This window comes from Bacillus sp. N3378-2at, assembly GCF_033412715.1.
GTDB lineage: Bacteria > Bacillota > Bacilli > Bacillales > Bacillaceae > Bacillus > Bacillus subtilis.
The window spans coordinates 948,021-960,317 of sequence record NZ_CP117986.1; the positions used below are offsets into that span (position 1 = coordinate 948,021).

The 12,297-nt window shown below is 42.8% G+C and carries 17 protein-coding genes; 5 read left to right on the forward strand and 12 right to left on the reverse strand.

The features are described 5' to 3' along the window. Nucleotides 1–90 precede the first annotated feature (90 nt). Nucleotides 91–858, forward strand: coding sequence for a sporulation-specific N-acetylmuramoyl-L-alanine amidase (gene cwlC / locus PUN35_RS05300; RefSeq protein ID WP_014479843.1), 768 nt, complete (start codon nucleotides 91–93; stop codon nucleotides 856–858). A 63-nt stretch (nucleotides 859–921) separates the two neighbouring features. Here cwlC and PUN35_RS05305 read toward each other — a convergent pair whose 3' ends face one another. The 9 genes from PUN35_RS05305 to PUN35_RS05345 all read right to left on the reverse strand — a co-directional run bounded on the left by PUN35_RS05305 (nucleotide 922) and on the right by PUN35_RS05345 (nucleotide 7,793). Beyond that, nucleotides 922–1,542, reverse strand: coding sequence for a hypothetical protein (locus PUN35_RS05305; RefSeq protein ID WP_003245105.1), 621 nt, complete (start codon nucleotides 1,540–1,542; stop codon nucleotides 922–924). 49 nt (nucleotides 1,543–1,591) lie between these two features. Continuing rightward, nucleotides 1,592–2,581 (reverse strand): class 1b ribonucleoside-diphosphate reductase subunit beta, encoded by a 990-nt coding sequence (gene nrdF, locus PUN35_RS05310; protein WP_003231754.1) that lies wholly within the window; start codon nucleotides 2,579–2,581, stop codon nucleotides 1,592–1,594. A gap of 17 nt (nucleotides 2,582–2,598) precedes the next feature. Continuing rightward, nucleotides 2,599–4,701, reverse strand: a complete 2,103-nt coding sequence (gene nrdE, locus PUN35_RS05315; RefSeq protein ID WP_014479842.1) for a class 1b ribonucleoside-diphosphate reductase subunit alpha — start codon at nucleotides 4,699–4,701, stop codon at nucleotides 2,599–2,601. Beyond that, complete coding sequence (nrdI, locus tag PUN35_RS05320) at nucleotides 4,661–5,053, reverse strand: class Ib ribonucleoside-diphosphate reductase assembly flavoprotein NrdI (protein ID WP_003231758.1); 393 nt, start codon at nucleotides 5,051–5,053, stop codon at nucleotides 4,661–4,663. The genes nrdE and nrdI overlap by 41 nt, the downstream gene beginning before the upstream one ends. A gap of 242 nt (nucleotides 5,054–5,295) precedes the next feature. Beyond that, nucleotides 5,296–5,526 carry a hypothetical protein gene (locus PUN35_RS05325; protein WP_003245262.1) on the reverse strand — a complete coding sequence of 77 codons (231 nt, stop codon included), beginning with the start codon at nucleotides 5,524–5,526 and terminating at the stop codon, nucleotides 5,296–5,298. Nucleotides 5,527–5,607: 81 nt separating this feature from the next. Next, entirely contained in the window at nucleotides 5,608–5,880 is a 273-nt protein-coding gene (locus PUN35_RS05330) for a YmzC family protein (RefSeq protein ID WP_014479841.1), read from the reverse strand. A gap of 194 nt (nucleotides 5,881–6,074) precedes the next feature. Then, entirely contained in the window at nucleotides 6,075–6,296 is a 222-nt protein-coding gene (gene hfq, locus PUN35_RS05335; RefSeq protein WP_003221097.1) for an RNA chaperone Hfq, read from the reverse strand. A gap of 39 nt (nucleotides 6,297–6,335) precedes the next feature. After that, nucleotides 6,336–7,280, reverse strand: a complete 945-nt coding sequence (gene miaA / locus PUN35_RS05340; RefSeq protein ID WP_014479840.1) for a tRNA (adenosine(37)-N6)-dimethylallyltransferase MiaA — start codon at nucleotides 7,278–7,280, stop codon at nucleotides 6,336–6,338. 99 nt (nucleotides 7,281–7,379) lie between these two features. After that, nucleotides 7,380–7,793: a YmaF family protein gene (locus tag PUN35_RS05345; RefSeq protein WP_072592536.1), complete on the reverse strand. Its 414-nt coding sequence runs from the start codon at nucleotides 7,791–7,793 to the stop codon at nucleotides 7,380–7,382. Between the two features lie 88 nt (nucleotides 7,794–7,881). Between PUN35_RS05345 and PUN35_RS05350 the strand changes: the two genes are divergently transcribed. The 3 genes from PUN35_RS05350 (at nucleotide 7,882) to ebrB (ending at nucleotide 8,979) form a co-directional block, all read left to right on the forward strand. Continuing rightward, a complete protein-coding gene (locus PUN35_RS05350; protein ID WP_014479838.1) occupies nucleotides 7,882–8,160 on the forward strand; it encodes a hypothetical protein in 279 nt (92 codons plus the stop codon). Nucleotides 8,161–8,294: 134 nt separating this feature from the next. Continuing rightward, nucleotides 8,295–8,612, forward strand: coding sequence for a multidrug efflux SMR transporter subunit EbrA (gene ebrA, locus PUN35_RS05355; protein ID WP_009967307.1), 318 nt, complete (start codon nucleotides 8,295–8,297; stop codon nucleotides 8,610–8,612). 13 nt (nucleotides 8,613–8,625) lie between these two features. After that, nucleotides 8,626–8,979, forward strand: coding sequence for a multidrug efflux SMR transporter subunit EbrB (ebrB, locus tag PUN35_RS05360; RefSeq protein ID WP_014479837.1), 354 nt, complete (start codon nucleotides 8,626–8,628; stop codon nucleotides 8,977–8,979). Nucleotides 8,980–8,992: 13 nt separating this feature from the next. Here ebrB and PUN35_RS05365 read toward each other — a convergent pair whose 3' ends face one another. The 3 genes from PUN35_RS05365 to PUN35_RS05375 form a co-directional block, all read right to left on the reverse strand. Next, nucleotides 8,993–9,445, reverse strand: a complete 453-nt coding sequence (locus tag PUN35_RS05365; RefSeq protein ID WP_014479836.1) for an OsmC family protein — start codon at nucleotides 9,443–9,445, stop codon at nucleotides 8,993–8,995. A gap of 69 nt (nucleotides 9,446–9,514) precedes the next feature. Continuing rightward, the gene (locus tag PUN35_RS05370; RefSeq protein ID WP_014479835.1) at nucleotides 9,515–10,222 is read right to left on the reverse strand and encodes a poly-gamma-glutamate hydrolase family protein; all 708 of its coding nucleotides are present in this window, start codon (nucleotides 10,220–10,222) and stop codon (nucleotides 9,515–9,517) included. Between the two features lie 279 nt (nucleotides 10,223–10,501). Next, entirely contained in the window at nucleotides 10,502–10,735 is a 234-nt protein-coding gene (locus PUN35_RS05375; RefSeq protein ID WP_014476869.1) for a hypothetical protein, read from the reverse strand. 224 nt (nucleotides 10,736–10,959) lie between these two features. Between PUN35_RS05375 and aprX the strand changes: the two genes are divergently transcribed. Beyond that, a complete protein-coding gene (gene aprX, locus PUN35_RS05380) occupies nucleotides 10,960–12,288 on the forward strand; it encodes a serine protease AprX (RefSeq protein WP_033881122.1) in 1,329 nt (442 codons plus the stop codon). Nucleotides 12,289–12,297 lie beyond the last annotated feature (9 nt).

Sequence of the window (12,297 nt, forward strand, 5' to 3'; positions counted from 1 at the left end):
TGAAAGGATTATTTCCTCATTTTTCAGTTGAATGATAATCGTACAAGCAGAAGCCGTGTTTTTTCATATCCTGTAATGAGGTGATGAAAAATGGTTAAAATTTTTATTGATCCTGGCCATGGCGGGTCTGATCCAGGCGCAACAGGTAATGGCCTTCAGGAAAAAACGTTAACCCTGCAAATCGCTTTAGCCTTACGTACGATATTAACTAATGAATATGAAGGCGTTTCTCTGCTGCTGAGCCGGACAAGCGACCAATATGTCAGCTTAAACGACCGGACAAATGCCGCAAATAACTGGGGAGCAGATTTCTTTTTGTCCATTCACGTTAATTCCGGGGGAGGCACAGGTTTTGAAAGCTATATTTATCCAGATGTAGGAGCCCCGACGACGACTTATCAATCGACAATTCACTCTGAAGTGATACAAGCTGTCGACTTTGCCGATCGCGGCAAAAAAACAGCGAACTTCCACGTCCTAAGGGAGTCGGCAATGCCTGCCCTCTTGACCGAGAACGGCTTCATTGATACCGTTTCCGATGCAAATAAGCTGAAAACGAGCAGTTTTATTCAAAGCTTAGCGAGAGGACATGCAAACGGGCTGGAGCAAGCCTTTAACCTTAAAAAGACTTCCAGCTTAGGGTTATATAAGGTTCAAATCGGCGCATTTAAAGTCAAAGCGAATGCCGACTCGCTCGCAAGTAAAGCCGAAGCCAAAGGTTTTGACTCGATTGTCCTTTTAAAGGACGGATTATACAAAGTGCAGATTGGCGCATTTTCATCCAAAGACAATGCAGACACCCTGGCTGTCAGAGCGAAAAATGCCGGCTTTGACGCTATTGTGATCCTAGAATCATAGCCGAGACTGGGACGAGCGTCTCATAAAAAAACCCGGCTCCTCATCGCGAGAAACCGGGTTTTTTTATTCAAGAATATCAACAACAAACTGTGACCATGTTTCCAGACGGTTGTAGATGTCATCCTGTTTTAATTCAGAAACTTTCATCCATTTACCCGCAATTTGTTCTTTCTCCTTCACTTCCACTTGTGCGCCAGGCTTTAATTGAAGCGCAGAAAGAATACCGATATGCACTTTGCCAACACTATTTTCATCATCATTGATCAATCCCAGTGTGACAATCGCCTGTTTATCTTCTTCATTTATTTGCAGTTCTTCCTCAAGCTCACGGTCTGTGTTCAGCTTTAAGACTTCAGCAAATGAAGCTGCCCCTTCGATGGCGTTCATATGACCGCCAAAGCCGAGAGAAAGCTTGTTGTGCAGTCGTGATTCACCGCCGCCAGCCAGCCGCTCGTAAAGAAAAACTTCATCTTCACGCTTAATGACGACATAAGGTATCGGCTGCTTGAAACGCGGATCTTCTTCTGCGTCCCCTCTTCTCATTTCACGATAGGCCGCTTCAATCTGAGCCATGATTTCGGCTACTCTGCTATCTTCACTGTACACGCCCTGGAAGGTTAAGCTTTCTTTCTTAAACACATCATCGCGCGGGGCAACTAAAATCATTTCGTCCATTTTTCCCATGGGTACTGCGTCCTCCTCATTTGAACCTTCAAGCCGAAAAGAGCAGATATTATATCTGCTCTTTTTCATCTTCAAAATAAAAGTCATCATCTTTGAGCGGCTCAACTGTCGCTTTTTTATAACCATTCCCCTTCATAGAGAAGAAGTCATGCGATTTTGTTTTTGTGTTTAATCCGTTTAATACGATCGGATTAATATCTTCCTCTTCGAAGTATGGATCAAATCCAAGATTCATCAGCGCTTTATTCGCATTATAGCGGATGAATTTCTTTACATCGTGTGAGAGTCCGACTTGATCGTACAAGTCCTCTGTATACTCAAGCTCATTTTCATATAACTGATTCAGAAGGTCAATCGCAAATTCACGAAGCTCTGCTTTTTTCTCTTCTGTCTGTTTATTATAAATTTCCTGAGCAAGGAGACCGACATACACGCCGTGAATCGCTTCGTCACGAAGGATCAGGTTAATGATCTCACCGCTTTGCATCAGTTTTCCTTGTCCGTAGAAATATAACGGATAATAGAAACCGCTGTAGAAAAGGAAGCTTTCCAGATAGACGGAAGCAACCATGGCTTTGAACAGTGAAATTTCATCATCTTTTTGAATGGCTTTGTAAAGCCCGACAATCATTTGCGCTTTTTTCTGCAAATATTTATTTTGTTTAACCCATTCAAATACTTCATTGATCGTTTCAGTCGGTGCAAGGGTCATGAAAATATTAGAGTACGACTTCGCATGGACAGCGTTCTCCATCATCGCCATAAAGTTCAGCACCGCTTTCCGCTGGTGGCCGTCTACGTGTTCAGCCACGATCGGCATCCCCGTATTCCCCTGCTCTGTATCAAGAAGCGTAAGTCCGGCCAGTACCTTCATATAAGTGTCCTGCTCATTTTTTCCGAGGTACTTCCATGTGAGGAGATCGCCGTTTAAAGCAATCTCTTCCGGAAGCCAGAACTGTTTCACGTTTTGGTTATAGAACATTTGGGTAAAATCGTCTTCATGCTTTGACCAGTTTGCTGCGTCATAAATTTTTGTCACTATAAACTCTCCTTTAATCAAACAACACAAGAAAGGCAGCTATCTTGCCCAGTATCTTTCGTTCTTGCATAGTAAATGGTTTTAATACCTCTATGATGTGCATACAGATCGATTCGGTTTAAATCACGGGTCGTCATTGTGTCTTTTAAGAACAATGTAAAGCTGATTCCCTGATCAATGTGCTGCTGGATAGTGGCGATCATATCCACAACCTTGAACATGTCCATATCGTAGGCTTCTTTATAGAAGAACCAGTTATTAGATGCAAGCCCAGGCATTGGGTAGTACGTTTTTGAGTTGCCGTATGTTCGTTCTTCAATGCGTTCCATAATCGGCATAACAGACGCCGTACTTGATTGAACGTATGAGATAGAGCCTGTCGGCGCAATGCATAATCTGTAGCTGTGATACATACCGTGTTCAGCCACAAATGCTTTTAGCTTTTTCCAGTCCTCTGTCGTCGGGATATGCATACCTTCAAACAGATTAGCTATTTTTTCATATTTCGGTGAGAAATCAGTAGAAACGTATTTGTCAAAGTATTCACCTGTCGCATAGGTTGAGCCTTCATATTGATCAAACGTTTCACCCTTCTCTTTTGCGATTTCCGCAGAACGCTGGATGGAGTAGAAGTTCACCATCATAAAGAACGTGTTTGCAAAGTCACGCGCTTCCGGACTTTCATACGCAATGCCGTTTTGCGCAAGGTAGCCGTGAAGGTTCATAGCACCGAGGCCGATTGATTTCATCGCTTTGTTTGCCCGTCTTACAGCAGGCGCATTACGGATGTCAGTTGTTTCAGACACGTGTGTTAAAGAGTCTGTCGCAAGCTTGACTGTCTTTTCGATTGATTTATGCTCCATGACATTTAGAATGTTAAGCGAACCCAGGTTGCAGGAAATATCCAGACCGATTTCATCTTCTTCATCATAGTCTGTGTATGAAGAAACTTGAGATGCCTGCAGCACTTCAGAGCAAAGGTTAGAAAATTTGACCTTGGAAATATGGTTATTCGCATGCACTTTATTGACGTTATCTTGGAACATGATGTATGGATAGCCTGATTCAGAACGAAGCATCGCCAGTTTTTCAAGCAGTTTCCGCGGGTTGATTTTTTCCTTTTTCACCCGAGGGTTGTCGACAAATTTGTCGTACATTTCGTTCATGTCCATCTCATCCATGTGCTGGCCGTACTCTTTATAAATCGTGTGCGGGTAGAATACATAAGCCGCTTTGTCCTCGCGTGCAAGCTCAACGAACTTATCCGGAATGACAACACCGATCGAAAGCGTTTTGACACGCACATCTTCATCCGCAGAAATCTTTTTCGTATCGAGAAAATCATTGATATCGCGGTGGAAAATGTTTAAATACGCCGCGCCGGATCCTTGTCTTTGTCCCATTTGGTCAGCGTAACGGAACGCGTTATCAAGAAGCTTCATGACGCCTACAACGCCTTTTGTCGCATTCTCAACATCTTTAATGGCTTCACCTTTCGCGCGAAGCTTGGACAGGTTAAGAGAAACCCCTCCGCCCAGTTTAGAAAGCTGCATGGAGATATCGATCGCTCTTGAAATGTCGTTTAAGGAATCATTGACTTCCAGCAAGAAGCAGCTCACAAGTTCACCGCGGCGTTTTCTGCCGGCGTTCAGAAATGTCGGTGTGCTCGGCTGATATTCTTGATTGATCATCAGGTTTACATATTCTTTTGCTTTCTCAGTGTCGCCGTTAGCGAAGAACAGCGCAACAATTGAGATCCGGTCCTCATAACGCTCGAGGATTTTTTTCTTGTCATTCGTTTTCAAAGCATAGTCATTATAGAATTTAAACGCACTCATGAAGGAAGGAAAACGAAACTTCTTAGCGTAAGCTGTCTTAAACACTTCTTTAATGTCTTCAAAAGAATAAAGGCTTAAGAATTCCTCTTCGTAGTATTGATTTTCAACCAAATAATCCAGCTTCTCTTTTAAATCGTGAAAGAAGACTGTGTTTTGATTGATATAATCTACAAAATAGCTATGTACAGCCTCTTTATCCTTATCAAACTGGAATTTTCCATCTTTTTGGATCATGATTTCGTTATTTAACTGGATCCATTTTGGCACTTGATTTTGTGACAACTCTTTCTACCTCCTGAGTAAACAATTCAACGTCTTTAGATGTGCCGCTGAGTTCAAATTTGTGCAAGATCGGCACCTGATATTGTCTTGAAATGGTATCGGCGCTTTTTGCAAAGTTATCGCCCCATACTTTGTTGCCGCTCGCAGCGACTCCTAATAAGAGATGGGCGTATTTTTCGAGAAATGATTGTGTTGATGCCGGTACCTGGCCGAAGTTTGTCGTGTAGGTGACCAAAACAAACGGAGTGTCCACGTGGTCCATTTCGTCCACCTTGCGTATCTGCTGAAAGCCTGTTTTATTCACAAACCGCTGAACATTCCCTGTTTTCGAATCAAATATGATTTGTACCACGTTTTATCACGACCTATCAAAAAATATGAATCTCTCACCACTAACACTATATATAGTATACTACCCTCTAGCAAAAACACAATATATAGATTCGTTTTTATGAAAAATTCATATTTTGATCAAATCAGGCAAACGGGCAGACTCATTAGGGCCCAAAAAAGAGAGCAGAACGAGAATCATCTCTCGTCCTACTCGGGGTGTCGTTTTTAGCCGATGTATATCATAACATGAAAAAAAACTGCTTAGTAGTCTAGATTTTTTTTTCTTAAGCTATCACAGCATTTTTCGCTCTCTACTGTTTCTTCTATTTCAACATCCGCGCCGATCTCTTCTAAAACCGCCTTCAAAGCAGTGATAATTGACGCTTCTCTGATTAATTCTTTTCCGTTCACAATGATACTTGTTCCGTATTCATAGCAAGAATCATCTTCGCAAATTTCTTCCCAATGATTCACGATCACTTTATGCTTCATGTTTTCACCCTCTGTTTGATCTGTGTCAGTATTTAGTTTAGCGGCTGGAATCCGCTTTGTAAATTCGAATGCTTGTGAATTTTATTCAAGCTCATCATCCGCGTATTCTTTCTTCAGCTTTACCTCATTGCGGGACTCATTATACTCATAAATTTTGATATAGCCGTCCTCCATCACGCCAAAATGGTTATGTTCAAGTGGAAACGAGGTGGGCTGAGGCGTTTCATAGTCTGAATTGCCGCTGTCTGTTTCAATAATGGTATCTTGATTCCCGCACGCCCCGAACAGTAAAAAGACAGCTATCCATACAAGTGCAATCCTGATTCGTCTCAGTTCTGCTTCACTTTCAAACAAGGTCGATCACCCCCAAATTCATTTTATACATAATATACCATTTTTACTTCCGTATGTTGTTCTCATAAAAAAAGACCGTGCCTTGGCATGGTCAGCTTACACAAAAAGCTTGGGGCAAAAGTGGATTCATGTTAAAAATGGCCGCCGGGAACCCCCGGCAGCCTTTCCTCATGTCTTGACATGGCATTTTTGATCTATTCGAGTTCAAGCTGGACGTTTTTTTGCGGCGCAAACGTTGAGATCGCATGTTTATATATAAGCTGCTGCTTACCTTCCGATTCCAACAATACGGTAAAGTTATCAAAGCCTTTCACCTGGCCCCGCAACTGAAAGCCGTTCAGCAAAAAAACAGTGACATACGTATTTTCTTTCCGGATTTGATTCAAAAACTGATCCTGAATATTAATCGGTTTCATGTTTCGTCCTCCTTGATTCTCTATATCATACAGTTTCGATTAAAGTTCGAGTTTTCCTGCTATATGTGTGAAAATTTCCTTTTTTTTCAGCTCCATATCAACAGGCGGTGTCATATCGAACCATGTGACCTGCATTTTGTTGCGAAACCACGTCAGCTGGCGTTTCGCATACCGCCTCGAGTTCTGCTTTAGCTGTTCGACAGCATCGGAAAGTGTCACAAAACCGTCAAAATATGCATACAGCTCTTTATAGCCTATCGCCTGTATTGATTGACAGTCTCTCACGTTCTTGTCGTATAAGCGTTTCACTTCCGGAAGAAGGCCTGACTCCATCATCAAATCGACCCGCTGATTAATTCTTTCGTAAAGCGTGTCTCTATCCATTGTCAGGCCAATTAACACTGCATTGTACAGAAGTTCTCGTTTTTGTTCCTTCAAATGCTGGGACATCGTTTTTCCAGACGTATGTAAAATTTCCAGTGCGCGAATGACTCTTCTTGTATTATTCGGATGAATCGCAGCTGCTGCCTCGGGATCTGCTGCAGCAAGTTTGGCATGAAGAAAGTCAGCGCCTTCCCGCTCAGCGGCCACTTGCATGCTCTCTCGAAACACGGGATCATTTGCCTCTTCCGTAAATGTATAATCGTAAAGCACAGATTGTATATAAAGCCCTGTACCACCGACAATCATCGGAAGCTTTCCTCTATTTGCAATCTCGCTGATTTTATTTCTTACTAAGCTTTGATAATCGGCAGTAGAGAAAGAGTCTTGGGGATCTAAAATGTCAATCAGATGATGGGGCACTCCCTCCATCTCCTGTTCGGTAATTTTAGCTGTTCCAATATCCATCCCTTTATAAATCTGCATCGAATCTCCGCTGATAATTTCTGCGTTTAAGGATTTGGCTAGCTGAATACTTAAATTGGTTTTCCCCACTGCCGTCGGTCCGACTAAAATGACAACGGGCTGCTTCGTATTATTCAATATGTATCACTCTCTTTTATAAATCTCCCCCCATTATAGCATTCAACATGGACAACCACCTATCCATTTTGCCCTTTTTTTGCTTCGGTAAACATCCTTCTACCAGCCGAGCGGCTCATTGCCGACAATTTCCCTTGTCTTTCCTTTTAGGTTATGACGATGCGTTTTTCTTCTGTCATCTCCGGGATCGTACACAACCCCTCCGTACTGGATCTCAATCGGCTCGTTATAAGCCAGATATGTCGTTTCTTCGATTTCATGATAATGTGTGCCATCTGCTAAGGGAATCGCCGGCCCTGAGATTCCGTAATACCGATGAAAATGGCCGTTTTCAAATGAAGTGATCCCTGTATAGTAATGTGTATGCTGATCGGTATTTGATCCGTTTGCCGGCTGAGTAAACCCTTCAATGAGATGATAATGGCCCTGTTCTCTCGTTGTTTTGACATGATAGGCATGTGCGTGGGGCGGTGCTTTTGACCAGTCAGACTGATACAGGCCCAATGTGTTCACATCCTCCTTTTCCTCGATTCCCCCAATCAAATCCGGGCAGGGTGAATACACTGCATCATCTACACTTTATTACAGGAGGAAAGAAAACATGAACGAGTTAGAGCATTTCAGCCCTGAAGATACAAGAATATTTGGAAGACCGTTCGGATTCGGGAGACCATTTGGGTTTGGAAGACCGTTCGGGTTCGGTTATGGATTTGGAAGACCCGGATTTGGTTATGGGTTTGGCCGGCCATTCGGATTTTTTGGAAGACCGTTTATCGGCGGCCTTGCAGGCGGGCTTATAGGAAGCGCTTTATTTAATCCTTATTTTTATGGCGGATACCCCTATTATCCGTATGCCCCGTTCCCTTATTATTATTATTAAACGCAAAAGGCCCCTTAAAAAGGGGTCTTTTTAAGTGTGTGAAAATGAATCTCTTGACTCATACATAGGCATACACTAATATTTTTCTAGCTGAAGTTTTTTCTAATCTAAAAATATAGTGAGGAGAATTCATGATGTTGATAGGATATATATTCCTCACGATTGCCATATGTTCGGAATCGATAGGAGCAGCCATGCTGAAAGTATCTGATGGCTTCAAAAAGTGGAAGCCAAGTGCTTTGGTCGTCATTGGCTATTCCCTCGCCTTTTATATGCTGTCCCTGACTTTAAACCATATTCCCCTCAGCCTCTCCTATGCGACTTGGAGCGGGGCGGGCACAGTGCTGACGACAGTGATCGGAGTAAAATGGTTCAAGGAAGATCTGAATGCCAAAGGGCTTATCGGGATTCTTTTATTACTATCAGGGGTCGTGTTACTTAATTGGCCGTAAAGGAGTGATGAAGATGAGAGGATTGCTTTATTTGGCTCTCGCCATTGTATCTGAAGTGTTTGGGAGCACGATGTTGAAGCTTTCAGAAGGATTTACACAAGCCTGGCCCATTGCCGGAGTCATAGTCGGATTTCTTTCTGCTTTTACGTTTCTAAGCTTTTCTTTAAAAACAATTGACTTATCAAGCGCGTATGCAACATGGTCGGGCGTTGGTACCGCGCTTACAGCAATTGTCGGGTTTTTGCTTTTTGGCGAAACCATCAGTTTAAAAGGTGTATTCGGTCTCACGCTTGTCATTGCAGGCGTGATCGTGCTAAATCAATCGAAAGCCCACGCTGAAGATAAAAAACAGACGGCCTGTGAGTGACCGTCTGTTTTCTTTATTCTCCACCCAGTTTCACAGAGGCTTCAAGCTGCAGCACGACATTTCCTTGAATTGCACGCGAAATCATGCATGACGACTCCGCTTTTTTACAAAGCTTGTGCGCCAATGCGACGTCGTCTTGTGAAGCATCATGTTTAAGCACGACAGAGGGACGGTGAATGATCTTTTTGTATGTAAAGACTCCTTTTGTGACGTCGACAATGCCTTCTGACTCCATCTGTAAGTCTTCTTTTTCCAGCCCGCTTCTCTCCATCATCGCTGCAAGTGTAATAATGTAACAGGTCGCTGCCGCCCCGAGAAGCATTTCATCTGGGTTGGTCCCTTCTCCCGGGCCATCCATTTCTTTAGGAATGGAAATCGATGTGATCAGGTTTCCGCTTTCAATCGTACCGACATCATTGCGGTTACCCGGCCAATTCGCTTTTAAATAAAAATGATGATCTGCCATTGTTTCGCCTCCTTTTTTATCCTATTTCAGTCTACTGATCTTCTCTTATTTTGTCTTCTGATCTGCTTGTTACAAATACTCTTTTTCCAGGACACCTTTGATCGCACTGACATAAGCATAAAATTCACTGTTCTTTGTGTATTTTCTATTTTTATAATAAAAATCATCAAAAAATGCTTCTCTCTGCTCACGGCTGATTTCCAGCTGGATACTTAGCCCCGTTTCCCCTTGGTTATTAATGTTTTCGGCATTCAATCCAGCAAGACCGCTTTTAGACGACGCTAACTCAGCGGAAAACCCTCTCCGCTCAAGGGCTCTCACAATCATTTTCGCCCGCTTTCGGTCTGTTCCCCCGACAAGCGTATTCTTGTTCTCCCCTTTATATCCGTGAAAAGCCACCACATATTGATGCTCCTTGATTTTCTTTTTTGCCAATGGCTCATCAAAGTTGGTGCTTGTAATGTGCAGCGTTTGGTTATCGTGGGACTTCAACCCTTCAAACAGGTATGTAGAGTATTCATTATTGAAATAACGAACAAGCTCACTTACTCCGCCTTCAATTCTTCCGCCATGCGGAGACATAATTAAGACTTTGCTTCCTTTTTTCTCATTATATGAAATATCGTAATCGGCTGGGCTCTCATTCTCTGCTAAGCTGCTGAAATTTGAATATGTATCTGGCTGATTTGATGGTTCAGGTTCCAATGAGTAATGAACATATCTTAAGAACAAGACAATGGCTAAGACTAATATGACATTTAGTAAAAATCTTCTCATGTTTAACTCCTTTCATAAGAATGGCGCGGTTCATTATATGAGGTTTAGCCAATAGGTTTTATCTTACCATTGTATACACAATATCATCAGTGAAAAAGTTCCCGGTTTCAAAAAATCAATTGATTGTCACGGTTATTAGCGGTTCATTTCAAATAAGAGTGAAAAAAGGTTGAGAGGAAAGACAAAAAATGTAGGAACAACCTCACTTGGCAAATAAATGTATATAGGTTTAAGGAGGGTTTTAGTAACAGGCTGCCCGGTTGCTGAGACGGACAGCTGTTACCGGCCTGCAGAATAGAGATTTTGCTTATTTGTTCTCACAAAATCACAGGAGAGGATAGAGTCCAATAAAAATGTTCTGATCTGTTGTTTCGAAAAACAAAATGCTTTGATTTTCGTTTTGCTTTTCTGTCTCACAATAATCGTTCTTTTACTAATCGTTCCGTCTTTCTTCATATATATAATGCTGATTGGCATTTGGCTTTCCAAAGAACGGTGCAAGTAGAAATTCATACGGTTGCTCTCCCCTTCCCAGTTTGATATGACCACATTATAATACGAACAAACGTTCTTTTTCAATCCCCAATGATTTCCTCAACTTCTGAATCTATCGTATCTAATGCGAAAGATTCAGAAAAACAAACTCTTGTCTGTCTCTTACAGAGGACAAACAAACTTACCAAACCTATCATCTGTTCATAGAGTATACAGAGAACCTTATAATAGGAGGAAAATACATGTTTGGGTACTCTATGGTACAAATGGTGAGAGCAAATGCTCACAAGCTAGATTGGCCGTTACGGGAAACCGTATTGCAGCTTTACAAGCCCTTCAAATGGACTCCTTGCTTCTTGCATAAATTTTTCGAAACCAAATTGCAAAACAGAAAAAAAATGTCAGTCATTATCGAATTTGAGGAAGGCTGTCACGAGACCGGCTTTCAAATGGCTGGAGAGGTGCTGCAAAAAGAAAAACGCAGCAAGCTAAAAAGCCGCTTCAACAAAATCAACTGCTGCAGCGCCGAGGTTACTCCTTCAGCATTACATTCCCTTCTCTCTGAATGCAGCAATATCCGTAAAGTGTATTTAAACCGCGAAGTCAAAGCGCTTTTAGACACTGCAACCGAAGCAAGCCATGCGAAGGAAGTCGTCAGAAACGGGCAAACCCTGACAGGAAAAGGTGTTACTGTCGCTGTTGTCGATACAGGAATCTACCCGCATCCTGATCTAGAAGGCAGAATTATCGGATTCGCGGACATGGTCAATCAAAAAACAGAGCCGTACGATGATAATGGTCATGGCACACACTGTGCAGGTGATGTCGCAAGCAGCGGCGCATCCTCTTCCGGTCAATACCGCGGCCCTGCACCGGAAGCCAATCTCATCGGCGTAAAGGTATTAAACAAGCAGGGTTCAGGAACGTTAGCAGATATTATAGAGGGTGTTGAGTGGTGTATTCAATACAATGAGGACAACCCCGATGAACCGATTGATATTATTAGCATGTCGCTCGGGGGCGATGCCCTTAGATATGATCATGAACAGGAAGATCCGTTAGTCAGAGCGGTTGAGGAAGCGTGGAGCGCAGGGATTGTCGTCTGTGTCGCTGCCGGAAACTCAGGCCCTGATTCGCAGACCATTGCAAGCCCGGGCGTGAGCGAAAAGGTGATTACAGTAGGTGCGCTTGACGATAACAATACTGCAAGCAGCGATGATGATACTGTCGCTTCCTTCTCAAGCCGCGGCCCGACAGTATATGGGAAAGAAAAGCCCGATATTTTAGCGCCGGGTGTTAATATTATTTCCCTTCGCTCTCCGAATTCTTATATTGATAAGCTCCAAAAGTCAAGCCGTGTAGGGTCTCAGTACTTTACAATGTCAGGAACCTCGATGGCAACACCGATTTGCGCAGGAATCGCAGCTTTAATTCTTCAGCACAACCCGGATCTTACCCCTGATGAAGTAAAAGAGCTTTTGAAAAACGGCACGGACAAATGGAAAGATGAAGATCCGAATATCTACGGAGCGGGCGCTGTCAACGCAGAAAATTCCGTTCCCGGCCAATAAAAAGCACCA

Coding starts and splice junctions, on each gene's coding strand:
- cwlC (WP_014479843.1), top strand. CDS start 91: ATGGTTAAAATTTTTATTGATCCTGGCCATGGCGGGTCTGATCCAGGC.
- PUN35_RS05305 (WP_003245105.1), bottom strand. CDS start 1,542: ATGGGAAAAATGGACGAAATGATTTTAGTTGCCCCGCGCGATGATGTG.
- PUN35_RS05325 (WP_003245262.1), bottom strand. CDS start 5,526: ATGAAGCATAAAGTGATCGTGAATCATTGGGAAGAAATTTGCGAAGAT.
- hfq (WP_003221097.1), bottom strand. CDS start 6,296: ATGAAACCGATTAATATTCAGGATCAGTTTTTGAATCAAATCCGGAAA.
- PUN35_RS05350 (WP_014479838.1), top strand. CDS start 7,882: ATGAACGAGTTAGAGCATTTCAGCCCTGAAGATACAAGAATATTTGGA.
- ebrA (WP_009967307.1), top strand. CDS start 8,295: ATGTTGATAGGATATATATTCCTCACGATTGCCATATGTTCGGAATCG.
- ebrB (WP_014479837.1), top strand. CDS start 8,626: ATGAGAGGATTGCTTTATTTGGCTCTCGCCATTGTATCTGAAGTGTTT.
- PUN35_RS05365 (WP_014479836.1), bottom strand. CDS start 9,445: ATGGCAGATCATCATTTTTATTTAAAAGCGAATTGGCCGGGTAACCGC.
- PUN35_RS05370 (WP_014479835.1), bottom strand. CDS start 10,222: ATGAGAAGATTTTTACTAAATGTCATATTAGTCTTAGCCATTGTCTTG.
- PUN35_RS05375 (WP_014476869.1), bottom strand. CDS start 10,735: ATGAATTTCTACTTGCACCGTTCTTTGGAAAGCCAAATGCCAATCAGC.
- aprX (WP_033881122.1), top strand. CDS start 10,960: ATGTTTGGGTACTCTATGGTACAAATGGTGAGAGCAAATGCTCACAAG.